Raw genomic sequence first — 23,236 nt, 5'->3', positions numbered from 1 at the left:
AGATCCTCTCGCCAAGCCGCCAAGGCGCGAAGAAAGACATGAAAAAATGGGTTCTTTGCGGCTTCGCGGCTTGGCGAGAGATCGGGTTTTCATATCGAAGCCTCTGACCGCCCCCAAACCCATCCCCTCTCGGAGCCACGGAGGCACGGGGTTTTCTGATCAAAATGCCTTTCCCCGCGCCCCTGCGCCTCCGCGAGAACATCGATTTTTGGGTTTCCTGGCCAGACAAAACCCATTCTCTCGCAGAGACGCGGAGACGCGGAGACGCGGAAGTATTGAAAAGCAATACCCTTCCTCCGTGGCCCCGTGGCTCCGTGAGAGGACGCGCCTTGGCAGCTTCGCGAGAGATCGGTTTTTATTATCGAAACCCCGGACCGAACCCAAAACCCATCCCCTCACGGAGCCACGGGGTTTTCTGATCAATACGCCTTTCCCCGCGCCCCTGCGCCTCCGCGAGAACATCGATTTTTGGGTTTCCTGGCTGGAAAAACCCATCCTCTCGCAGAGACGCGGAGGCGCGGGGGTTTTGAAATGAAAAGCATTTCCTCCGTGGCCCTGTGCCCCCGTGAGAGGACCAAGCCTTTCCGATTTACGCCTTTGAACCGCCCAAAAAAACCCCCGCACGAGGCGGGGGTCAAGGGACTCACGGAGGTTACGCTTTGGATCAGCCGCGATTCATCCGACGGCGCCAGCCCAGGGCCAGCAGGGCCGCCGCAATCAGGCCAGGCAGGGTCCAGTCCATGGCGGCACCGGGATTGTAGGCACAACCACCGCCACTGCTACGACGCGGGGTCACCGGGATCTCCACCGGCACGCCGCTGGTGAACACGGCATTGGTCTCACCGGTCGACTCACCCGTCAAAGGATCGGTCACATCCTGGTTCCACACGGCATAGATCTTGTTGCCATCCGGCCGTGCCTGAAGCTGAGACTCGAAGGCGCGCTCTGCCTCCTCGTCATCCACCAGCGGGCCACCGAAGACACCCTGCGCCGTGGACAGCTGCACCACCGGCTCGAAGGTCTGACCGGCGTCCGTGGTCCGGGTGATGTACAGACCCAGCTCCTCGGCCTCTACCGGCGCCCAGGGAGACACGTTGGTCTGGGTACCCCAGGCCACGAAGAACACATCGGCGTTACGGCACTCCTCGGTCAGGCCCGCACCCGGATCACAGGCCGGGCCGCTCTGAGGCGTACCCACCAGGCGTGGCTCACGCACGTTCACGCTGGGATCCTCCTGGCTGGTGACACGCACCGGGCGTGCCCAGGCCGAGTCGGGGTCGGCGTTGAAGGCGTCCACGTTGAACTTGCGGATCCAGAAGTTGTAGTTGTCCGCGTTCAGGTAGGTGAGCAGGGCCAGGTTCTCGGTGTAGCTGTAGCCGAGCCACATGTCGCGACCGCGCAGCAGACCGCGATGGGCCAGGGCATTCTCCGTGAACTGTTCCTGGGTGTCGTCATGCAGGTTGTTGTAACCCGACGAAGCCACCAGCTTAGTCTGGCTGGAGATGTTCTGGGCCCGATCGTGGTTCAGCAGCTGCGTCTCCTCGTACACCGAGGTGGCACAACCGGAATCCACGGCCGGCAGCATGTTGCTGGCTGCTACGCCACCGATACCGGCACGGAACATGATGTCCGAGGGACCGCCCTGGGAGACCACGCCTTCCTTCCAGAAGATGCCGATCTGGATACCGCCGGTGCCTGCGTCCGCCGGGCTCTGGGTCACGAAACGCACCCGCCGGGCGTTGCGCTCGGGATCGCTGATGATGCAGCCGGGCGTACCCACGGTGATGCCCTCGATCTCACCACCCTGGGGCGGCGTGTTGTAGGGGAAGCTCAGGTAGCGGATGAATTTGCCTTCATCCAGGCCCTGGGAACCCTTGGTTTCCTCCCAGGCCACGATCACGGTGTTCGCCACCGAACCCAGGTTGGCGCGCGCGGCACCGGCACGACCCTTCTCGATATCATCGTCATCCACCGGGTTACCGATATTGTCGAAGACGATGTTCAGACTGCCCGGGGTGCCGCTCTTGCCCTCGAAGTTGTCCGTCAGGCGCACGGCCGGCAGCCAGGTCATGGTGCTGTTGTCTACACCGCTGTCCGCCCAGCCCGTGCCGACTGCCGTGGCCCGCGCGTACCACACATCCGTACCGCCACTGATGTTGGCGCCGGAGGCACCGTCACCGGGGCCTTCCGCCTGGCCCAGTTCAAGGCCGGTGGGGTCTTCCTGCCAGGTCACCGCCCACCAGGTCTGGGTGCCTCGGTTCACATCCTGCTTGGCGGCGCGCTCACCAGTGCTGAGCTGCACGGCAGGCTGCCAGGTCACGCCCCGGTCCAGAGAATGGGCCACCCAGGTGCAGGTGAAGGGGATCACGCGGCTGTCGCGCTCGATGTAGAGTCGTGCGCGCTGAGACGTAGGGGCTCGATCAATTTCAGGAGCCGTTATGGCGGTCGGTTCGCCGTCAACGAGCCCCGGGCAGTAGTGGCTCACCCAGCTCACCACGGTCATGCCGGTCTGGGGGTTGATGAAGCCGTTGGGTTTCTCGGCGTCTCCCCAGTAGGTTTCCAGACCCTCGCCACGCCAGTCGGATTCGATGCTGCTCAGGGTCGCTGCCTGGGACACGTTGACGGGTGCCGTCCAGTCGGACTCGACGTTACAGGTCTTCGTGGTGCCATCGCCACGATCGGCGCCATCCTGGCAGGTGCGCACGAAGATGTCACGGGGCGTACGCTCCGCCTGTCCTTTCAGGTCGTAAACCAGGAAGTCTTCCTCATCGACCCCAACAGGCGGCGTCACCGCATCGCCATAGATCATGACCAGCGTACCGTCCTGGTGACGGAACAGCTTGCTCTTGTTGGCGCTGATGCCTAGGGCCGTGCCTTCGCCAGCCGGCTCTTCCGGCACTGACAGATCAATGGTCGGCTCGAATTCCAGCTGAGTCGCCGCGCCGGCCAGCCCGGCCATCATGGCCAGACCCACACCCGCAGCAATCGGTGTCAATGCAAATCGCATATCAATTACTCCCGTAGACAGGACGATAAAATTCTCTTGCCGCCTTTCGTGAAGCTGTGGCGGTGGTCAGCCTGGTGCTCCCTGTTCGTCCTACGGGCACGTTCCCGCGCGCCCTTGTGAATGCATCGCAATCTTCCAGCGGTTCAGAGGACACCACCCCAACCGAGTCCGGCCAGCAGGAAGGCCAGGTTGAATAGCCCGTGCAACACCATAGGCATCCACAGACCGGCATAACGTTCTCTGAAGTACCCCAGCACCAGGGACGGAACGATCACCGCCAGTGCCCAGTACCAGGGGTGATGGACCAGGTGGAAAAGCATGAAGATGACGCTGGTCAAGAGATTCGCATGGCTGAGTCCCAGGCGCCGCACACGGCCCCAGGCATGGCGCAGCAGTTCGCCCTGCAGGATGCCGCGGAACAACCATTCTTCGAGGATGGGATAGAGGATCAGGAAGCCGAGCAGGCGCCAGGGATCCGAGGTGACGGGTTCGGCGAAGCCCGTAGGCAGCCACCACCACAGGGCGATGCCCGTGGCCAGAGTACCGAACAACACGGCGTGCAGATGGGGGTCTGCCCACAGGTTTCTTGCGACGATCACCCGGTCCGAGCCGGGTTTCTGTATCTGCCCCATGCAACCTGCCATGCCCAAATCCACCATGTACGCAGCGTTGTTATTGGTGCGCACAATGGCAAAAGATCAAATGGCCGGGTATTGGACTTTCGTCCAATACTCATGGGGGGGAAATCAGGCTATGTATATGAACTGGCCTTCTCAGGACATTGTGGCCCCGACAAGGAGGAGGTGGGATTTCAGGAAGACGGCTAGTGCTGCTGCCGGTTGCCGGCAGGGGTGTAGTCGCTCAGCTGCACGGCCAGTTCGGTCCGGCTCTGGGCGGCGGTCCGCTCGAGGATGGCGGAGACATGGGCCTTCACGGTGCGCTCGCTGATCATGAGGCGCTTGCCGATGGCCTTGTTGGACAGCCCGTTGGCCACCATCAGAGCGACCTCCAGCTGGCGCGGCGTCAGCTCCATGAGCTTGCTGTGCACGCCGGTGTTTCGCCGCATGGCCCGGGCCTGTTGGTCGTGCTTGAGGATGTATTCCATAAGATGGCGCGTCAGCCACATCTCACCCTGCATGACCCGATCCAGCGCCTGGGTGATGCGATCGGCCGGGGCATCCATGGACAGGTAGCCCTGGACACCGACACCCACCAGCACTTCGCCTTCCGCGTCGCTGTAATGGGAGGAAAAGGCAAGGATCCGGGCGTTGTGGAATTCGGCCAGCAGCGCCTCCACCCCGTCGCCGTCATTGAGATCCGGCAGGTCCAGATCCAGCAGCACCAGGGCATCGGGTTTCCGGGCGAGGCCCTGATGGACCACACCAATGGTCCGGGCATCCACCAGCTCTTTGGAGAAACGCCCGGCTGCCACACGCCAACGTTCCAGACGCGCAGGTTCATTCGTAGCGATGAGGATCATCGAACGATGGGACCTGCCGGAGTATTGAGCATGGAGACTTTCAAGTCTTACCCGTTGGGCGTAGCCATGTCCAGCAAAACGAACCCGACGACGGGCGGCGCGGCGCGACGCTTCGGTGTCTTTCTCCTGGGCGGACTGGTCCTGCTGCTCACCGGCTGCCTGGGCGACTCCAGCGACAGCACCGCGCCGGGCAACGGAGATCCCCCACCTGTCACGGGGCTGTTCCAGGAGACCCCCTTCTCGCCCACCTGGGGTCACCTGGGCGCCTTCGCCGGGGCACTGGAATGTGCCGCCTGTCACAAGGCAACACCCAACGTGCCCGACGTGATGTGGTACGAGGGCAAGGACGTGAGCCCCTTCACCGACTGGCGCCACACCATGATGGCCAACGCCTTCGCCGACCCCTATTTCCAGGCCAAGATGCTCTCGGAGACGGACGTCTTGCCGCACCTGGCCGGCGTCATCGAGGACAAGTGCCTGACCTGCCATGCGCCCATGGGGCGCACCCACGCGATTCACACCGGCGCCATCGACGAGACGGGCGGCCTTTATCGCTTCGAGACCGCGCTGGAGGGCATGCATGCCCGGGAAGGGGTGAGCTGCACCCTGTGCCACCAGATCCAGCCCGGCGGCACGGGGAATATCCCCGCGCTGGGGACCGGGGGCTCCTTCACCGGCGGCTTTCGGATCGAGCCGGGGCTCAGGGCGATCTACGGGCCATACGACGACCCGCGTGGCAACGCCATGCAGATGAACGTCAACTATGATCCTACCTACGGGCCGCACATGGGCACCTCGGCCCACTGCGCCACCTGCCACACCCTGTTCACCCCCGTGGTGTCCGTCAATGACCGTGAACTCACCGGTGATGAATTCCCCGAACAGACCGCCTACCTGGAATGGCAGAACAGCGTGTTCTCCCGCGGGGATACGACGCGACAGTGTCAGGACTGCCACATGCCTGTGCCGTCCGACGAGTATCGGACGAAGATCGCCACCCTGAACGGTTCAGCTCCGCCGGGAGGCTGGCCTGAGCGAGGGCCCTTCAACTACCACGCCATGGTGGGCGGCAATACCTACCTGCTGACGCTGTTCCGCGAGTTTCGCGAGGTGCTGGGCCTGCTGGATACGACCGAGGCCGGTTTCCAGAACAAGATCGATGAAACCCGGGCGTTCCTGGAAAGCCGCGCGGCCGACCTGGAGATCGCCGCCGTCACGCAGGCCGACAGCGTGCTGGAGATTCCGGTGCGCATCACCAACAAGGCCGGCCACAAGCTCCCCACGGGTTTTCCATCCCGGCGCATGTGGCTGCACCTGCGGGTGCTGGATGCTGCGGAGCAGGCGGTGTTCGAGTCGGGCGCGGTGGACGCGTACGGCCGTCTGGCAGTGGACGCGGCGCACACGCATCCCGCCTGCCTGTCACGCCACGAGTGGACCGATCCCTTCGATATCAGTACCTGCTACGAACCGCACCGGGACGTGATCGACGATCCCACGCAGGTGGCGATCTACGAGTCCGTAATGGGCGACGTGAACGGGGACATCACTTACGTGCTGCTGTTCGCTGACCACTACCTGAAAGACAACCGCATCCCGCCACGGGGTTACGAGCGCGGCTTTGATCTGGGCGAAGGCCTGGGCGTGGCGGACGGCGGGATCACGGGGATCTTCGGTGTACCCGAGAACGATGCGGACTTCAGCCCCGATTTTCCAAGCCAGGGCAGCGGCCAGGACGTGGTGCGCTACCGGGTGGACACGGCAGGCCGCACCGGCCCGTTCCACGTGGAGGCGCGCCTGATGTTCCAGTCCGTGCGCCCCAGCTTCGTCGCCAGCCTGCACGGCACCGACAACCCGCGGGTGGATCGCTTCCAGAAGATGTACGAGATGGTGCCGCCTGCGTCTGTGGTGCTGGCGGAGGCGGAGGTTGAGATCCCGTAAAACCCGAAAACATGATTCTCTCGCGGAGGCGCGGGGACGCGGAGAAAGGCTTTGTGATTTTTAAAACACCTTTGTCCTCTCACGGGAGCCACGGGTTTTGTTGAGTAAAGGCTTTTCTCTGCATCTCCGCGCCTCCGCGAGAACATCGAGCTTTTGGTTTTTTCTTGTTGGAAAATCCATTCTCTCGCAGAGGCGCAGAGACGCGAAGGGGGGATGAAATGAAATGCCTTTCCTCTGTGGCCCCGTGCCTCCGTGAGAGGATGGCTATTATAAAGTCAAAGGCGGGTCCTCTCACGGAGCCACGGAGGCACGGGGTTTCCTGATAAAGCCGTAGGATGGGTGAAGCGCAGCGCACCCATCAAACCCCGTCGGCATGGGCACGCGTTGCTTTGCCCATCCTACAGAATCTTTCTTCGCGCCTTTGCGGCTTTGCGAGAGATCGGGTTTTCATATCGAAGCCTCGGATCTAACCCAAAACCCCATCCTCTCACGGAGCCACGGAGACACGGGGTTTTCTGATCAAAATGCCTTTCCCTGCGCCTCCGCGCCTCCGCGCCTCCGCGCCTCCGCGAGAAAATCGCCTTTGATGTTTAGCGCGTCTCCCCCGTGGCTCCGTGCCCCCGTGAGAGGATCATCTTTTCCGTTCCAACAGACACAAAAAAGCCCGGCTCACACCGGGCTTTCTCGTCTGCGTCAGCCTGATGACCGACCTCAGCTGATTTCCTTGATGCTGGAGATCAGCTCTGCGGCCACCTTCTGGCCGTCGCCGTAGAGCATGCGGGTGTTGTCGGCGAAGAACAGGTGGTTCTCCACGCCGGAGAAACCGGCACCCTGGCCACGCTTGATGACGATGACGTTCTTGGCCTGGTCGGCATTGAGGATCGGCATGCCGTAGATCGGGCTGTTCGGATCGGTGCGGGCGACGGGGTTGACCACGTCGTTGGCGCCGATCACCACGGCCACATCGGCGGTCTTGAACTCGCTGTTGATCTCGTCCAGGTCGTAGATGATGTCGTAGGGCACGCCGGCCTCGGCGAGCAGCACGTTCATGTGACCGGGCATGCGGCCCGCCACCGGGTGGATAGCGAACTTCACGGTCACGCCGCGCTCCTGCAGGATCTGGGTCAGTTCCCAGATCTTGTGCTGGGCCTGGGCCACGGCCATGCCGTAACCGGGCACGATGATCACCTTGTCGGCGAAGGCCATCATCACGCCGGCATCACTGGCCTCGATGGACTTCATGCTGCCGGTGACCTCGGCGGCCTCGCCGGTACCGGCGGCACCGAAGTGGCTGAACAGCACGTTGCTGATGGGCCGGTTCATGGCCTTGGCCATGAGCTGGGTCAGCAGGGTACCGGCGGCACCCACCACGATACCGGCGATCATCAGCGCCGGGTTGTCCAGCACCAGGCCCTTGAAGCCCACCGCCAGACCGGTCAGCGCGTTGTACAGCGAGATCACCACGGGCATGTCCGCGCCGCCGATGGGCAGGGTCATGAGCACGCCGAACACCAGCGCCAGCACGAAGAACACCAGCAGCACGTTGCCGCTGACCTCGGCACCGCTGAAGGCCAGGATCAGGCCGCTGATGACGGTGATGCCGAACACGGCCAGGTTGAGCCACTGCTGGCCACCGAAGCGCAGGGTCTTCTTCATGATGCCCTGGAGCTTGGCGTAGGCGATGAGCGAGCCGGAGAAGGCCACGGAGCCGATCAGCACACCCAGCACGGCGATGAACTGGATGATGAACGACATCTCGTACTTGCCGGCCTGCAGCAGAGCGATCAGACCGATGCCGGCGGCGGCGCCGCCGCCCATGCCGTTGTACAGCGCGATCATCTGCGGCATGTCGGTCATGGGGACCTTCTTGCCGGTCCACCAGGCCAGCGCGCCGCCGATGCCGATGCCGAGCACGATCAGCAGGTAGTTGACCAGCCCGGAGACTTCCGGGTGCACGAAGGTGACGAGGGTGGCGATGACCATGCCCACGCCGGCCCAGATGATGCCGCGCCGGGCGTTGACCGGCGAGGCCATCTGCTTGAGGCCGACGATGAACAGGACCGCCGCGATGAAGTAGGCAGCATTGATGATGAAGCTCATTTACTTGCCTCCCTTGCTGCTCTTGAACATCTCGAGCATGCGTTCGGTCACCACGTAGCCGCCCACGGCGTTGCCCGCGCCCAGGATCACGGCGACGAAGCCGATCAGCTGCTCAAGCGGGGTGCTGGCGTGGCCCAGGGCCACCATGGTGCCCACCAGCACGATGCCGTGCACGAAGTTGGAGCCGGACATCAGCGGTGTGTGCAGGATCACCGGCACCTTGGAGATCACCTCGTAGCCGGTGAAGGCGGCGAGCATGAAGATATAGAGTGCGACGAAACCCTCGATCATGACTGACCTCCTTCCACCAGGCTGCGGGTCGCTTCGTGTTTGATCTCGCCGGCGTGCGTGAGGCAGCTCTTGGCGATGATCTCGTCTTCCCAGTCGGGGGTGAACTCACCTTCCTTGATGTGCGGCGACAGGAAGTTGAGCAGGTTCTTGGCGTACATCTCGCTGGCGTGCAGGGCCACCTGGGAGGGGATGTTCAGGGGGCCGTGGATGATGACGTTGCCATGCGCGATGGTCTCGCCGGGCTGGGTCAGCTCGCAGTTGCCGCCACCCTCTGCGGCCAGGTCCACGATCACCGCGCCGGGCTTCATGCCGGCCACCATGGAGGCGGGGATGAGCTTGGGCGACGGACGGCCGGGGATGGCAGCAGTGGTGATCAGCACGTCGGTCTGGCTGATGAACTTGGCCAGGGCCTCCTGCTGCTGTTTCTTCTCGTCCTCGGTCAGCTCGCGGGCGTAACCGCCCTCGCCTTCCGCCTTCACGCCCAGGTCCAGGAACTTGGCGCCCAGGGACTCCACCTGTTCCTTGGTGGCGGAACGCACGTCGTAGGCCTCGACGATGGCGCCCAGGCGCCGCGCGGTGGCGATGGCCTGAAGGCCCGCCACGCCGGCGCCGATCACCAGCACCTTGGCCGGGCGGATGGTGCCGGCGGCGGTGGTGAGCATGGGAAAGAAGCGGCAGGAGAGGTCCGCACCCATGATCGCGGCCTTGTAGCCGCCCACGGCCGCCTGGGAGGACAGGGCGTCCATGCTCTGGGCACGGGAGATGCGGGGAATGAGTTCCATGGCGAAGCTGGTGATCTTCTTGGCCTGCATGGCCTTCACCAGTTCCGGGTTCTTGTGGGCATGGAAGAAGCCCACCAGGGTGGCGCCGTCCTTCATGCGGTTGACCTCGTCCACGCTGGGCGGGGCCACCTTGACCAGGACATCGGCCTCGGCCGCGGCATCGTCCACCAGGCGGGCGTCGGCGTAGGCGGCGTCGGGGAAATGGGCGGATTCACCGGCCCCTTTCTGGACCAGGACTTCGATCCCCATCTTGGTCAGCTTGGCGACCACGCTGGGGTCCAGGGCGACCCGGCGCTCGCCGGGCGCGGTTTCTTTGGGCACGGCCAGTTTTATGGGCATAACTCACTCCGTCAGCCGGCGCGGGATCCGGGGTCGGGATGACCCTTTGCCGGACGCATGGCGGGAACAGGATGTCTGTGGAATCAGTGTCTTCTGGGCGCGGATTCTTGCCGATCCGCTCCGAAAAAGGGGGGTATGGTATCGGATTCTTCGGCCTGTTTGAATACAAAGTGTCAGGGCCGGCCCGGCGAAACCCTCTTTTTTCGCGGGTTTTGACCGTCATCCCCTTGTAACGGCCTGATAATTGCTTTGCGGGGCCGGTAACGATAAAGTCAGCGCAGCAGCCAACAAGCTCGCCGAGGGTCACCCGGTGTTCGAGTTGAATCAACAGGTGCTGCGTACCGACGCAGCCGGCATGCCGCTGGAGTGGATCAACTACCAGCAGGCGGTCCGCCTCTACCACGCCGAACAGGTGGCCTACACCTGCGGCACCCTGCTGTATCGCGTCCATGGCGGCATCTGCGCCGCCACCGGGCGGCAGAGCGTGGTGGAGGTCAATTCCATCATCGCCACCTACGGCTCCAACCGCTCCATCCACGCCGGCTACGTGCCGCCACTGAACAACCCCGCCCTGTTCAAGCGTGATGCCCACCTGTGCCTCTACTGCGGCCAGTCCCATCCGTCCCACGAGCTGTCGCGGGACCACGTCACCCCGTTGAGCCAGAACGGCGCCGACCACTGGCGCAACGTGGTCACCGCCTGCAAGCGCTGCAACAACCACAAGGCCGGGCGCACCCCCGAACAGGCCGGCATGCAGCTCCTGGCCGTGCCCTTCGTGCCCACCCACGCCGAATACATCTACCTCCAGGGCCGGCGCATCCTCGCCGACCAGATGGAGTTCCTGCAGTCCCATTTCCCGCGCACCAGCCCGCTACGGCGCCGCACCCTCGCGTAGGACCGACCTCGGGCCGAAAAGCCTTGTTCTCTCGCGAAGCCCAGGAATCAAAGCCAAAAACCCATCCTCTCGCAGAGGCGCGGAGGCGCAGGGGTTTTGAACTATAAGGCCTTTCCTCCGTGGCTCCGCGCCCCCGTGAGAGGCCATGCCTTTGACCTTGCGACCCCCAAAACCCATCCTCTCACGGAGCCACGGAGGCACGGGGATTTCCTGATCAATAAGCCTTTCTCCGCGCCCCTGCGCCTCCGCGAGAGAACGGCCTTTGAGGTTTTGACCCAAATTTCTTTCCCCCGTGGCTCCGTGCCCCCGTGAGAGGATCGCCTTTCGGGGTTAGATTTCGCCCTTCCCAATTCGCCCTTCTCACTTCATTTGTCTGTATCCTTTGATACATTCCCCAAACCCCGAATAACTCCCATGCGCTTCGACGGTGAATCCGACTACCGCCACGGCAGCCCCGAGATCCTGGGCGTGCTGGTCACCAACCTGGGCACCCCCGACGCCCCCACGCCCAAGGCCCTGCGCCGCTATCTGAAGGAGTTCCTCTGGGATCCGCGGGTGGTGGAAATCCCCCGGGCCGCCTGGTGGCTGATCCTCAACGGCATCATCCTCAACGTGCGCCCCAGGCGCAGCGCGAAGCTCTACGAGCAGGTCTGGACCGAGGAGGGCTCGCCCCTGCTGGTCATCGGCCGGCGCCAGGCCGAAGGTGTGGCCACGCGCCTGAGCGAGCGTCTGCCCGGGCCGGTGAAGGTGGAACTGGCCATGCGCTATGGGCAGCCCTCCATCGAGAGCGGCCTCATGCGCCTGCGCGAGGCCGGCGCCCGGCGCATCCTGGTGCTGCCCCTGTATCCCCAGTATTCCGGCTCCACCGGCGGCTCCACCTTCGACCAGGTCTCCAGGGTGCTGCGCCGCTGGCGCTGGGTGCCCGGCCTGCGCTTCGTGAGCGATTACCACAGTGATGCCGGTTACCTGGACGCCCTGGCCGAGAGCGTGCGCGCCTACTGGGACCAGCACGGCCGGGGGAGCAAGCTGCTCATGTCCTTCCACGGCGTGCCCAAGCGCTACCTGCTGGCCGGCGACCCCTACCACTGCCAGTGCCACGCCACCGGCCGTCAGCTGGCCGAGCGCCTGGGCCTCAAGGAAGGCGAGTGGGTGGTGACCTTCCAGTCCCGCTTCGGCAAGGCGGAATGGCTCAAGCCCTACACGGACATGACCGTGAAGGCCCTGGGGGAGGAAAAACTGGGTCGTCTGGACGTGGTCTGCCCCGGCTTCTCCGCCGATTGCCTGGAGACCATCGAGGAGATCGCCGGCGAGAACCGGGAGATCTTCCAGCACGCCGGCGGCGGCGAGTTCCACTACATCCCGGCGCTCAACGACAACCCGGACCACCTGGACGCCCTGGCGGACCTGGTGCTGCGCAACGTCCAGGGCTGGCCCGAGGCCAACCCCGGCTACGACGCCACCGCCCGGCAGTCCGCCGCCGAAGCCAGCCGCGCGCGGGCCCTGGGTATGGGGGCGAAGGATTAAACCCGTTTCTCTCGCAGAGGCGCGGAGGCGCGGGGAAAGGCTTTTGGGGAAAACGTCAAAGGCGTTTTCCTCGCGGTGGCGCAGGGATTTTTAAATAAACAGCTTTTCCCCGCGTCCCTGCGCCTCCGCGAGAGAACCGCCTTTCAGGTTTTCAGAACAACGTCAGCCTTTTGCGGTCTGTCCTCTGTGACCTCCGTGCCCTCTGTGGCTGACAACGCCTTTCGAGACACCCACCATGCACATCGGCGCCCTGATCATCGGTGACGAGATCCTCTCCGGCAAACGCCGGGACAAGCACCAGGCCTTCCTCACCGGGGCCCTGGCCCAGCGCGGTATGGAGCTGGCCTGGGTGAGGATCGTGGGCGACGACCCGGACCTGCTCACCCGAACCTTCCGCGAGACCCTGGCCAGCGGCGACCTGGTGCTCTCCTTCGGCGGCATCGGCGCCACCCCCGACGACCGTACCCGCCAGTGCCTGGCGGCGGCCGCCGGGGTGGAGATCACCCGCCACCCGGAGGCGGTGGCCCTCCTGGAGGCGCGCTTCGGCCCCGACGCCTACCCCAACCGCATCCGCATGGCGGAACTGCCCGAGGGCAGCCGGCTGATCCCCAACCCGGTCAACCAGGTCCCGGGCTTCAGCCTGGGCCATCACCATTGCGTGCCCGGCTTCCCCAACATGGCCTGGCCCATGGTGGAGTGGGTTTTGGACACCCATTATCCGCACCTGCACGGCCGGGTGCCGCGCATCGAGCGCCTGTGGCTGCTCAAGGGGGCCCACGAGAGCGAGCTGATCCCCATGATGGAGGAGCTGCTCGCCCGCTTCCCCGGCGTGCGCCTCGCCAGCCTGCCCAGCACCGAGCACCGTCAGCAGATCGAGCTGGGTCTGTCCGGGACCGAGGAGCCTGTTGAGGCGGCGGCCCGCTGGCTGGAGGCGGCGCTCGATGAGCAGGAGGTCATGCGGGAGCGTCTGAATTAACAGAACCTCACCGTAGTCACCCGTAGGTCGGGCTTCAGCCCGACGCCGGAGCCCACCGAAGCCGCGCCTGTCGGGCTGAAGCCCGACCTACACAGGCCCCTCGCTTTGTTGCCGGTCACCGGGGGCTGGATGTGACTTTGCCTCGACCGCCCTGTGATTTTCGAGAAAAGACCTATTCTCTCGCAGAGACGCAGAGGCGCGGGGTAAGGCTTTTGGGGGAAAAACCTGAAGGCAGGTCTCTCGCGAAGACGCAAAGAAATTCATAATGAAGTGCCTTTCTTCGCGTCTTGGCGTCTTCGCGAGAGATCGGGTTTTCGTACCGGAGCCTCGGAACGAACCCCAAAACCCATCCTCTCACGGAGCCACAGAGACACGGGGTTTTCTGATCAAAGGCTTTTCTCCACGCCCCTGCGCCTCCGCGAGAGAACCGCCTTTGGGTTTGTTGCTTTCCCTCCGTGGCCCCGTGCCCCCGTGAGAGGACCGCCTTAGTAGGTTTTTACCCAGACCGGATACTTGAAGCCCGCCGGACGCCCCGGCACACTGCCCGCCACTTGAACATACGGAGTACAGACCCATGCCGCACGACATCCCTGACGACCAGGGCCCCGACCGCAGCCGCAAGGCGGAACGTATCGCCTGGGCCGGCTTCATGGTGTTCCTGGTGGTGGTGCTGTTCATCTACATGCTGCGCGGCGCCGGCCTGGAGAAGGACGTGGCCGCCGCCAACGAAGAGAACCTGCGCCTGCAGATGCATCTCGCCCGCTACCTCAACCGGGAGGTGCAGGTACGCGCCGACGTGGGCCTGACCAATGCCCAGGTGCGCCGCCTGAACCGCCTGGGGATCACCAACCCCGCCGAGCGCCTGCGCGACGAGCTGCTGAACCAGCCGGAGCTGATCCCCCACGAGCCGGTCCTGGGCGGCACCATGCACTTCCTGCCCGACGGCATCCACGTGCTCAACGACCGCTGGGTGCTGGCCATCTTCGAGGACGGCCACATCCGGGGGCAGATGCTGCTCCAGTACGAGGTGGCGTACGGCAACATCACCTGGCAGGTGATGGACTCCTACCTCGAATGAAGTACGAAGGGTGAATTGGGAAGTGGGAAGAAAAGGCCGTTCACTTCGCACTTCCCAATTCACCCTTCGTACTTCCAAGTGTCCCCTTGGGCGCCAGGCCCCAAACCGCTAGAATTGGCGTTTCGATCTCCCCCATCCACCTCTGCCGGACCCTCCCACTTTGAAAGACCAGCTCCAGGCGCTCATTGAACAGGCCATCGATGCACTCCGTCAGGACGGCACCCTGCCCGGGGACACCGCCGTGGACGTGCAGGTGACACGCACCAAGGACAAGGCCCACGGCGATTTCGCCACCAACGTGGCCCTGCAGCTGGCCAAGCCGGCCAGGAAGAAGCCCCGGGACGTGGCCGAGGCCATCGTCGCCCGCCTGCCGGCCTCCGGCCTGGTGGCGCGCACCGAGATCGCCGGCCCCGGCTTCATCAACCTGTTCCTGGGCGAGCAGGCGAAGCTGTCCGTGATCGCCACCATCCGCGAGCAGGGCGAGCGCTATGGCCGGAGCCAGCTGGGCGCGGGCAAGAAGGTCCAGGTGGAATTCGTCTCCGCCAACCCCACCGGCCCCCTGCACGTGGGCCACGGGCGCGGCGCCGCCTACGGCGCGGCGGTGGCGGACCTGCTGGAGGCGGTGGGCTTCGACGTGCACCGGGAGTACTACGTCAACGACGCCGGCCGGCAGATGGACATCCTGGGCACCAGCGTGTGGCTTCGCTACCTGGAACTGACGGGCGTGGAACTGCCGTTCCCCACCAACGCCTACCGGGGCGACTACGTCTACGACATCGCCGCCACCCTGCATCGGGAGCACGGCGACCATTACAAGCGCGAGGCGGCCGAGATCCTCGACGGCCTGCCCCCGGACGAACCGGACGGCGGCGACAAGGAGGAGTACATCGACGCCATGATCGCCCGGGCCAAGGAACTGCTCGGCGACAACCACTACCGCTTCGTGTTCGAACTGGGCCTGAACGTGATCCTGGACGACATCCGGGACGACCTGGCCGAGTTCGGCGTCACCTACGACACCTGGTACTCGGAGCGCTCGCTCACCGACAAGGGTGCCGTGAACCTGGCCATCGAGCGCCTGCGCGAGGCCGGACACCTGTACGAGAAGGACGGCGCCCTGTGGTTCCGTTCCACCGACTTCGGCGACGAGAAGGACCGGGTGGTGCAGCGGGACAACGGCCAGACCACCTACTTCGCCTCGGACATCGCCTACCACATGGACAAGATGGAACGGGGCTATGACCGGGTCATCGATGTCTGGGGCGCCGACCACCACGGCTACGTGCCCCGTGTGAAGGCGGCCTTGAAGGCGCTGGGCGAGGACGAGACCCGCCTGGACGTGCTGCTGGTGCAGTTCGCCATCCTCTACCGGGGCGGCGAGCGGGTGCAGATGTCTACCCGCTCCGGCTCCTTCGTCACCCTGCGGGAGCTGCGCGAGGAGGTGGGCAAGGACGCGGCGCGCTTCTTCTACGTGATGCGCCGCTGCGAGCAGCACCTGGACTTCGACCTGGACCTGGCCAAGTCCCAGTCCGCCGACAACCCGGTCTACTACATCCAGTACGCCCACGCCCGGGTGTGCAGTGTGCTGCGCCAGATGGAGGCCAAGGGCCTGAAACATGACCCGTCCCACGGCGAGGCCAAGCTGTCCCTGCTCACCGAGTCCCACGAGCAGGAGATCCTGGCGACACTGGCGCGCTTCCCGGAAGTCATCGAGGCCGCAGCCCTGGTGGAGGAACCGCACCAGATCGCCAACTACCTGCGCGAGCTGGCCAACGACTTCCACACCTACTACAACGCCCACCAGTTCCTGGTGGACGAGCCGGCGATCCGTGACGCGCGCCTGAGCCTGATCCTGGCAGTACGCCAGGTGATCGCCAACGGCCTGGGCCTGCTGGGGGTCTCCGCACCCCAGGAGATGTGATGGCCACCCGGGACTACAAGCATTCCACCAGCCGTAGTCGCAAGAAGAAGTCCAGCGGTGTGCCCGGCTGGGTGTGGGGTGTGGCGGGCCTGACCGTGGGCCTGTTCGCCGCCTTCCTGGTCTACCTGGACGGCCGCGACAGCGCCCCCGCCGAACCCCGGGTGGCGGCGACCCCGGCACCGGCCCCCGCCCCGCGGGAGACCCGGGACGTACGCCGCCCGCAGGCCGAGGAGATCCCGGCCCCGCCCCGCCCGCGCTTCGACTTCTACACCATGCTGCCGGAGCTGGAAGTGGTGGTCCCCGAACCGGAGACCCGCCCCAGCCGCCCCGGCGAGCCCGCCCCCGCGCCCCAGCGGGTGGAGGAGCCCGGCGTGTACATGCTCCAGGCCGGCTCCTTCCGCCAGTTCCAGGAGGCCGACCGCATGAAGGCCAGCCTGGCCCTGCTCGGCGTGCAGGCGGACATCCAGCGGGTGCAGGTCAATTCCGACACCTGGCACCGGGTGCGCGTCGGCCCCTTCCGCGACACCGCAGAGCTGAATAAGGTGCGCGAGCGTCTGCACGCCAACCAGATCCAGACCCTGCTCATGAAGCTGCCCGAATCGGGCTGATCTCGGTCAAACCCGGTCTCTCGCGAAGACGCAAAGACGCTAAGAAATTCTTTTGATCGATTTTCTTGGCGCCTTCGCGGCTTTGCGAGAGATAAGGTTTTCCATGAAGTCCCGAAGCCGGACAACACCCTGTCCTCTCACGGAGCCACGGGGGCACGGGGTTTCCTGATCAAGCGCCTTTCTCTGCGTCCCTGCGCCTCCGCGAGAACATCGTTTTTGTGGTTTTCTCTCCCGCACAAAACCCATCCTCTCGCAGAGGCGCGGAGGCGCGGGGTTTTCTGATCAAATGCCTTTCCCCGCGTCCCAGCGCCTCCGCGAGAGAATCGCATTTCAGGTTGATTGAATAAGGAGCCTTTTCTCCGTGGCTCCGTGCCCCCGTGAGAGGATCAGGTTTTCCCTCCCATATCAGCACCGATCCCGCCCCGAAGCGCTACATTTAGAGGATGGAGACACGCGGGGCACTCCCATGCACGAACAACGCCGCAAATACATCCAGGCCCTGATCGACACCCTCAAGCGTGACTTCCGCGAGACCGCCGGCAGTACCGGCCTGGACGCCCCGGACCCGCGCATCCTGGAGGCCATCCGCCAGGTGCCCCGGGACCGCTTCGTGCCGGAGCGCAGCCTGGACATGGCCTGGGAGAACACGGCGCTGTCCATCGGCTACGGGCAGACCATCTCCCAGCCCTACGTGGTGGCGTTGATGACTCAGCTCCTGGAGCTCACGCCAGAGAGCCGGGTGCTGGAGATCGGCACCGGCTCCGGCTACCAGGCGGCCCTGCTGGGGGAGCTCGCCGGGGAGGTCTACAGCATCGAGGTGGTGCCGGAACTGGCGGCGCAGGCAAAGACCCGCCTCGAAGAGATGGGCTACGGCAACGTCCACGTGCGCGCCGGCAATGGCCGCCTGGGCTGGCCCGAGGCGGCGCCCTTCGACGCTGTGATCGTCACCGCCGCCGCCGAGGACATCCCCGAGGCCCTGGTGGATCAGCTGCGCCCCGGTGGACGCATGGTGATCCCGGTGAACACCGGCTGGTACGGCCAGGACCTGGTCCTGGGCATCAAGGGCGAGGACGGCGAACTCAAGACCCGCAGCATTCTGGCCGTGGTCTTCGTGCCGCTGGTGGGGAAAGAGGATGTCCCGTAGGTTGGATTTTAAAACCTGTTCTCTCGCAGAGGCGCGGAGGCGCAGGGGTTTTGAAATGAAAAACCATTCCTCCGTGGCTCAGTGTCTCCGTGAGAGGGCCTGGCTTTTGTTTTGAACCTGGGCCTCGAAGCCAAACCCAAAGCCCATACTCTCACGGAGCCACAGAGACACGGGGTTTTCTGATCAAGGTTTTTTCTCCGCGCCTCTGCGCCTCTGCGAGAGAATGGATTTTCGATTTTTTGAACCCAGTGCCTTTCCTCCGTGGCTCCGTGCCCCCGTGAGAGGACCCGGCTTTCGTTTTGAACCGAAGCCTCGAAGTCAAACCCAAAACCCATACTCTCACGGAGCCACAGAGGCACTGGAGAATTATGATCAATAGCCTTTCTCCGCGTCTCTGCGCCTCCGCGAGAGAATCGCTTTTGATTTTCGTCGTACGCCCTGTTGGGGTTCGCTTCGCTCACCCCAACCTACCCGACCACCAGCACCGTGCATCCCAGGCGTGTCAGCAGCGGACGCAGCGCGGCCGCGTGTTGGGCGAGGAAGGCCGCCGGCAGGATCAGGATGCGGGGCCGCAGGGATGTAAGACGCGCGAGCACGCGCGTCGCTGAAGGTTCGTCTCCGGAGGCGACGTGCAACGGGGTCGCCCGGCGGTCCAGGGCATCGGCCAGGGCCAGGGCGGCATGACCGGCGGGGCTGTCGTCGTAGAGGACACACACGCCGTCCTCGACGGGTCCGCCGGCGACGGGCAGGTGATGGCCGTCATGGCCAAGCACCAGCAGACTGCCTTCCCCAAGTTCCAGCAGCAGTTCCTCCCAGGCGGACTTGCCGGCCGGTGCCAGGGACCAGGGCACCCGTGCGGGCGCGGTCAGCTCCGTGATCATGGCGTTGAGCCGGGCGCTCAGGCCCTCCAGGCTGCGTTGCAGACTGGCCGTGCTGAGGCGGCGCTCCATGCCGGCCAGCAGGCTGACCTCCGTGGCAAAGGGCAGCGCCGCGGCCCGCGCCAGCTGGGTCTGGGCAAGCACCAGGGCCTGGAACTCAGCCTCGAAGCGAGCGGCCAGGGTCACGGCGAAGGACAGGGTGGCGGGCATCGGCCCGGACACGTCCATGGCCAGCAGGATGCGCTTGAGGCGCAGCTCAGTGAGGCGGGTTGTCACCGTCACGCCCCGAGAAGGCCTGGCGCAACTGCGCCAGGGTGGTCAGCCGCGCCTGCACCCGTGCATTGAGGCTTTCCGGCGGCCATTGCCCGGCCTCGTCGGGCACGCCGGCCTGCAGGCCCGTGAGCAGGGTGGAGGCCTGGTCCACGTGGCTCACCGCATGGACGTGGAAGCGACCCTCGCGCACCGCCTCCACCACGTCATGGCGCAGCATGAGATGAGGACGGTTGCTGGCCGGGATGATCACGCCCTGGCGGCCCGTGAGCCCCCGGGCGGCGCAGACATCGAAGAAGCCCTCGATCTTCTCATTCACGCCGCCGATGGCCTGCACCTCGCCGTGCTGGTTTACGGAGCCGGTCACCGCCAGGGACTGGCGGATGGGCGCGTCCGCGAGCACCGAGAGCAGGGCGCACAGCTCCGCCACCGAGGCGCTGTCGCCCTCCACCAGGCCGTAGGACTGTTCGAAGGTGAGGCTCGCGGCGAGCGACAGGGGCAGGTCGGTGCTGTAACGCCAGGCCAGATAGCTGGAGAGGATCAGCACGCCCTTGGAATGGATGGCGCCGCCCAGTTCCACCTCCCGCTCGATATCCACCACCTCGCCCTCGCCCAGGCGCGCGGTGGCGGTGATGCGCGAGGGGCGGCCGAAGCTGAACTCGCCCAGGCTGATCACCGACAGGCCGTTGACCTGGCCGATGCGCTCGCCGTCCACGTCCACCAGCTGGATGCCGCGCGTGATCTCCTCGTGCACCCGTTCGCGAATGCGACTGGCACGGCGGATGCCCGCCGCGACGGCCTGCTGCACATGCTCGGCCTGCACCCGCTCGGCACCCGCCTTGCCGGCCCAGTAGTCCGCCTCACGCAGCAGGTCATCCAGGCTGCCCATGTGCAGGGACAGGCGCTCGCCGTCCTCGGCGCGGCGCGCGGCCTGCTCGATCACCCGGGCCACCGCATCCCGGCCCAGGGGACGCAGATTTGCCGTTCTCTGCCGGGAGGCGATCAGGCGCGCGTACAGCCGGGTGGCTTCGTCGTCCCGGCGGATGTCCTCGGAGAAATCCGCGGCCACCTTGAATAGGCGGCCGAACTCCGGATCGTATTCCTGGAGCAGGTAGTAGAGCAGGCGGTCGCCCACCAGGACCACCTTCAGGTCCAGGGGAATGGGCTCCGGCTCCAGGGTCGTGGTGCTGGCGATGCTGAGCATGGCCTCCAGGGATTCGATGCGCACCTCCCTGGCGCGCAGGGCACGCTTGAGTCCCTGCCAGGCAAAGGCATGGCTCAGCACCTTGTCCGCATCCAGCACCAGGTAGCCGCCGTTGGCCCGGGCCAGGGCGCCGGACTTGATCAGGGAGAAATCGGTGACCAGGGTGCCGAACTGCACCGTGTGTTCCACCCGGCCCACCAGGTTCTGGTAGGTGGGATTGTCCTCGTAGACCACTGGCGCGCCCTCGGTGTGCGCGTGGTCCACCAGCACGTTGATCTTGTAGCGGTTGAGCTGGCGGGCCGCCTGCCCGGCGGGATTGGGGCCGCCGCCCTCCTCCTCGCCCAGGCTGCGGATCTGCTCGGCGTTCTCCAGCAGGTCCTTGCGCAGGGCGTCGATGTAGGCCTGCACCTCGTCCAGATCCTGGTATTTCCTGCGCAGTTCCCCCAGGTGCTGGTCCAGGGTGAAGCTGGAGACGCTGAGGCTCAGCTCCTTGTGGCGCTCGCGCATCTCCCGTTGCCAGCGGGGGATCTGGGCGATGAGCTGCTTGAGGTCCTGCTTGAGTTCCTCCACCACTTTCTCGATGGCCTTCTGCTCATCCTCCGGCAGCTTGGCGAAGTCGTCGGCGTCCAGGATCTCACCCTCGCGGGTGGGCGCAAGGGTGTAGCCACCCGGGGTGCGCAACAGCACCACGTGCTCGCGCTCGGCCTTCTCGCGCAGGGCGGCAAATGCCTGCTCGTCACGCTCCTTGAATTCGTCGTGGATTTCCTGGGCCTGGCTGCGGTATGCCTCGCTCTGGAAGGCCGCAGCCAGGGCAGTGATGATGTCCTCCACGGCCTGCTGCATGTCCCGGCGCAGGGCCTGACCCGTACCCGCCGGCAGGCGCAGGGCGCGGGGACGATGGGGGGTGTCGAAGTCGTTGATGTAGCACCAGTCGCTGGGCACCGGGCGCCTGGCCGCGGACTCGCCCAGCAGCCGGTTCACCAGGCTGCGCTTGCCCAGGCCCGTGGAACCGAGCACGTAGAGGTTGTAGCCCTCATGGGCCATCTCGATGCCGAAGTCCAGGGCCTCCAGGGCACGCTCCTGGCCCATGACATGATCCAGATCGGGAAGATCGGCGGTGGTCTCGAAATCCAGCAGGGCCGGATCGCAGCCGTGGAACAGGGCATCCGCGGAAAGTGCTGTGGCGGACGGGCCGTCCGGTGAAGACTTCTTCTTGTGGGATTCAGACATCCAGTGGGACTCCGGGTCGGGCGCGATCAGGGCGCCCTCATCCGGAAACATAGCAGATCCCCTACGGGGGGACTCATCTCTCACGAATCCTGAGAAGACGACTTCCTGGCCAGGGCGTCCATGTAGGCCTTGAGGCCCCCGGCGATGGACACGGCATTCCTGTAACCCATCCTCTGCAGGGTGTCGGCGGCCAGGGCGCCGCGGTTGCCACCTGAGCAATAGCAGATGATGGGGGCATCCTTGTCCGGCACCACCTCGCTGATACGCATCTCCAGGGTACCTCTGCTCACATTGGTGGCCCCTTCCATGTGCCCCTGCTCATACTCCTCCCGGTCACGCACGTCGATGACCACTGCGCCGGCCCCACGCTTCTCATCCACCTGGGCGGGATCCACTTCCTGGATGCGTTCACGGGCCTCGTTGGCAAGACGCAGAAATTCTTCGGAATGTTTCATGGCATGTCAGCTCTACAGAATTGGATTCGGTGAGACACTCATGATGACCGGATGTTCAATCTCCAGGGGGGTGTTGGGGGAGATGGATTAAACAGCAGCGGGTCGCGTCCATCCCCGATCCCTCTTCCAGTTCGCGGTTCACGCCATATCGAACCGGATGCACCCGCATCGTCCAGCCGCAGATGCAATCCGGGGCGGCCTGATTAGAGACCACCCACCGAGCGCTCATGCCCCTGCGCGCTGGCGCCGTCCTCGCTCGATGATCAGACGCGTGACCAGGCCGAGATTGATGAGCATGAGCGCACCACCTACTGCCAGGATCACCGCCACCATGTTTGCATCACCCAGCAGCGGGTGAAGCGCCCCGGGATTGTCATCGAAATACCCGAACAGGCCGAGGCCGACCAGCAGGTATCCCGGGATGCCGGAGACTTCCAGCATGAGAATACGACGATGGAATTCCCGATCCGTTTTTTGCGTTCCACGCTTCATGGTTCCTTCCTTCAGTGGTTGAAATCGAACATCGTGCAGCCCATACCGGCCACACTGAAATGCAATGCGGTCACCGTGACCTTCCCTACGCTGCGATTCCCTCCAGGGTCAGGTGATGCACATCCGTCCTCTTGCTGGCATGTTCGAACGTGATTGCGCAGACGTTTCCCTGAGCATCCAGATCAATCACGGTGTTCTCGTCGAGATCCCTCGACTCCGCGATGTCATCGCTTCGGAACTCGATGTAGAGGGTGTCCGTATCCTCGAAATACTTGAGCTTCATGGCCTGAAACCTCTGTCGAAAAATGCGTTGTGTACCGTCACCCCGTCGGACAGCAGTACGACCCGCAGGTATCTTCCACCGTACTCGGCAATTCTTGCCCATCGGCGAATACGTCCATCTGCCTGAATGGACTCGCGCTCCGGCCGATCAATGACCCGCCGAATCCATTCATCACAAATCATTGCTCGATCAGCCCGTGCACGAACAGCCTGGAAGTAGCGTGTAGTCTTCACCGGCGAGAGTCCTTTCTCGGCATGCTGAAACCCTTCCACCGGGTCCCCAGGCCAAGTATAGACCTCCTGCAACCCAGCCATCTGCAGTATCCTGTTCATCCCGAATCA

Annotated in this window: 20 protein-coding genes; 8 read left to right on the top strand and 12 right to left on the bottom strand. The window is 64.7% G+C overall.

Annotated features, from left to right (window positions below; all coding sequences use genetic code 11):
* Window positions 1–664: 664 nt before the first annotated feature.
* The 3 genes from TGR7_RS01355 to TGR7_RS17555 form a co-directional block, all read right to left on the bottom strand.
* Window positions 665–3,007, bottom strand: coding sequence for a choice-of-anchor O protein (locus tag TGR7_RS01355; RefSeq protein ID WP_012636862.1), 2,343 nt, complete (start codon window positions 3,005–3,007; stop codon window positions 665–667).
* Window positions 3,008–3,150: 143 nt separating this feature from the next.
* A complete protein-coding gene (gene mrtJ / locus TGR7_RS01350) occupies window positions 3,151–3,639 on the bottom strand; it encodes a JDVT-CTERM system glutamic-type intramembrane protease MrtJ (protein WP_148211444.1) in 489 nt (162 codons plus the stop codon).
* Between the two features lie 191 nt (window positions 3,640–3,830).
* The gene (locus TGR7_RS17555; protein ID WP_012636860.1) at window positions 3,831–4,487 is read right to left on the bottom strand and encodes a response regulator transcription factor; all 657 of its coding nucleotides are present in this window, start codon (window positions 4,485–4,487) and stop codon (window positions 3,831–3,833) included.
* Between the two features lie 66 nt (window positions 4,488–4,553).
* On the opposite strand from TGR7_RS17555, the gene TGR7_RS01340 reads away from it, so the two are divergent.
* Window positions 4,554–6,425: a hypothetical protein gene (locus TGR7_RS01340; protein WP_041440717.1), complete on the top strand. Its 1,872-nt coding sequence runs from the start codon at window positions 4,554–4,556 to the stop codon at window positions 6,423–6,425.
* A gap of 711 nt (window positions 6,426–7,136) precedes the next feature.
* Here TGR7_RS01340 and TGR7_RS01335 read toward each other — a convergent pair.
* The 3 genes from TGR7_RS01335 to TGR7_RS01325 are packed head-to-tail and all read right to left on the bottom strand — an operon-like array spanning window position 7,137 to window position 9,937.
* A complete protein-coding gene (locus TGR7_RS01335) occupies window positions 7,137–8,525 on the bottom strand; it encodes an NAD(P)(+) transhydrogenase (Re/Si-specific) subunit beta (RefSeq protein ID WP_012636858.1) in 1,389 nt (462 codons plus the stop codon).
* A complete protein-coding gene (locus TGR7_RS01330; RefSeq protein ID WP_012636857.1) occupies window positions 8,526–8,816 on the bottom strand; it encodes an NAD(P) transhydrogenase subunit alpha part 2 in 291 nt (96 codons plus the stop codon).
* Window positions 8,813–9,937 (bottom strand): Re/Si-specific NAD(P)(+) transhydrogenase subunit alpha, encoded by a 1,125-nt coding sequence (locus tag TGR7_RS01325; RefSeq protein ID WP_012636856.1) that lies wholly within the window; start codon window positions 9,935–9,937, stop codon window positions 8,813–8,815. The genes TGR7_RS01330 and TGR7_RS01325 overlap by 4 nt, the downstream gene beginning before the upstream one ends.
* Window positions 9,938–10,292: 355 nt before the next feature.
* Here TGR7_RS01325 and TGR7_RS01320 point away from each other — a divergent pair, with 355 nt between their 5' ends.
* The 7 genes from TGR7_RS01320 to TGR7_RS01290 all read left to right on the top strand — a co-directional run bounded on the left by TGR7_RS01320 (window position 10,293) and on the right by TGR7_RS01290 (window position 18,083).
* A complete protein-coding gene (locus TGR7_RS01320) occupies window positions 10,293–10,832 on the top strand; it encodes an HNH endonuclease (protein WP_049764702.1) in 540 nt (179 codons plus the stop codon).
* Between the two features lie 414 nt (window positions 10,833–11,246).
* Window positions 11,247–12,356 (top strand): ferrochelatase, encoded by a 1,110-nt coding sequence (hemH, locus tag TGR7_RS01315; protein WP_012636854.1) that lies wholly within the window; start codon window positions 11,247–11,249, stop codon window positions 12,354–12,356.
* 235 nt (window positions 12,357–12,591) lie between these two features.
* Complete coding sequence (locus TGR7_RS01310) at window positions 12,592–13,332, top strand: competence/damage-inducible protein A (RefSeq protein WP_012636853.1); 741 nt, start codon at window positions 12,592–12,594, stop codon at window positions 13,330–13,332.
* Window positions 13,333–13,906: 574 nt separating this feature from the next.
* Window positions 13,907–14,410, top strand: a complete 504-nt coding sequence (locus TGR7_RS01305; RefSeq protein WP_012636852.1) for a hypothetical protein — start codon at window positions 13,907–13,909, stop codon at window positions 14,408–14,410.
* A 160-nt stretch (window positions 14,411–14,570) separates the two neighbouring features.
* Window positions 14,571–16,331, top strand: coding sequence for an arginine--tRNA ligase (gene argS / locus TGR7_RS01300; RefSeq protein ID WP_012636851.1), 1,761 nt, complete (start codon window positions 14,571–14,573; stop codon window positions 16,329–16,331).
* The gene (locus TGR7_RS01295) at window positions 16,331–16,939 is read left to right on the top strand and encodes an SPOR domain-containing protein (RefSeq protein ID WP_012636850.1); all 609 of its coding nucleotides are present in this window, start codon (window positions 16,331–16,333) and stop codon (window positions 16,937–16,939) included. The genes argS and TGR7_RS01295 overlap by 1 nt, the downstream gene beginning before the upstream one ends.
* 466 nt (window positions 16,940–17,405) lie before the next feature.
* On the top strand, window positions 17,406–18,083 hold the full coding sequence (locus tag TGR7_RS01290) for a protein-L-isoaspartate(D-aspartate) O-methyltransferase (protein ID WP_012636849.1): 678 nt from the start codon (window positions 17,406–17,408) through the stop codon (window positions 18,081–18,083).
* A gap of 467 nt (window positions 18,084–18,550) precedes the next feature.
* On the opposite strand, the gene TGR7_RS01285 is transcribed toward TGR7_RS01290, so the two are convergent.
* The 6 genes from TGR7_RS01285 to TGR7_RS17705 all read right to left on the bottom strand — a co-directional run bounded on the left by TGR7_RS01285 (window position 18,551) and on the right by TGR7_RS17705 (window position 23,227).
* Window positions 18,551–19,243: a hypothetical protein gene (locus TGR7_RS01285; RefSeq protein WP_012636848.1), complete on the bottom strand. Its 693-nt coding sequence runs from the start codon at window positions 19,241–19,243 to the stop codon at window positions 18,551–18,553.
* Window positions 19,218–21,665 (bottom strand): Lon protease family protein, encoded by a 2,448-nt coding sequence (locus tag TGR7_RS01280; protein WP_081434308.1) that lies wholly within the window; start codon window positions 21,663–21,665, stop codon window positions 19,218–19,220. The genes TGR7_RS01285 and TGR7_RS01280 overlap by 26 nt, the downstream gene beginning before the upstream one ends.
* An 80-nt stretch (window positions 21,666–21,745) precedes the next feature.
* Complete coding sequence (locus tag TGR7_RS01275; protein WP_012636846.1) at window positions 21,746–22,120, bottom strand: rhodanese-like domain-containing protein; 375 nt, start codon at window positions 22,118–22,120, stop codon at window positions 21,746–21,748.
* A gap of 225 nt (window positions 22,121–22,345) precedes the next feature.
* Window positions 22,346–22,612: a hypothetical protein gene (locus TGR7_RS01270; protein WP_012636845.1), complete on the bottom strand. Its 267-nt coding sequence runs from the start codon at window positions 22,610–22,612 to the stop codon at window positions 22,346–22,348.
* 85 nt (window positions 22,613–22,697) lie between these two features.
* Window positions 22,698–22,895 (bottom strand): DUF2283 domain-containing protein, encoded by a 198-nt coding sequence (locus TGR7_RS01265; RefSeq protein ID WP_012636844.1) that lies wholly within the window; start codon window positions 22,893–22,895, stop codon window positions 22,698–22,700.
* On the bottom strand, window positions 22,892–23,227 hold the full coding sequence (locus tag TGR7_RS17705) for a hypothetical protein (RefSeq protein WP_245523012.1): 336 nt from the start codon (window positions 23,225–23,227) through the stop codon (window positions 22,892–22,894). Before TGR7_RS17705 ends, TGR7_RS01265 begins: the two co-directional genes overlap by 4 nt.
* Window positions 23,228–23,236: the final 9 nt, after the last annotated feature.

Source organism: Thioalkalivibrio sulfidiphilus HL-EbGr7 (genome assembly GCF_000021985.1).
Classification (GTDB): domain Bacteria; phylum Pseudomonadota; class Gammaproteobacteria; order Ectothiorhodospirales; family Ectothiorhodospiraceae; genus Thioalkalivibrio_A; species Thioalkalivibrio_A sulfidiphilus.
This window is presented reverse-complemented; position numbering and strand designations above follow the sequence as displayed.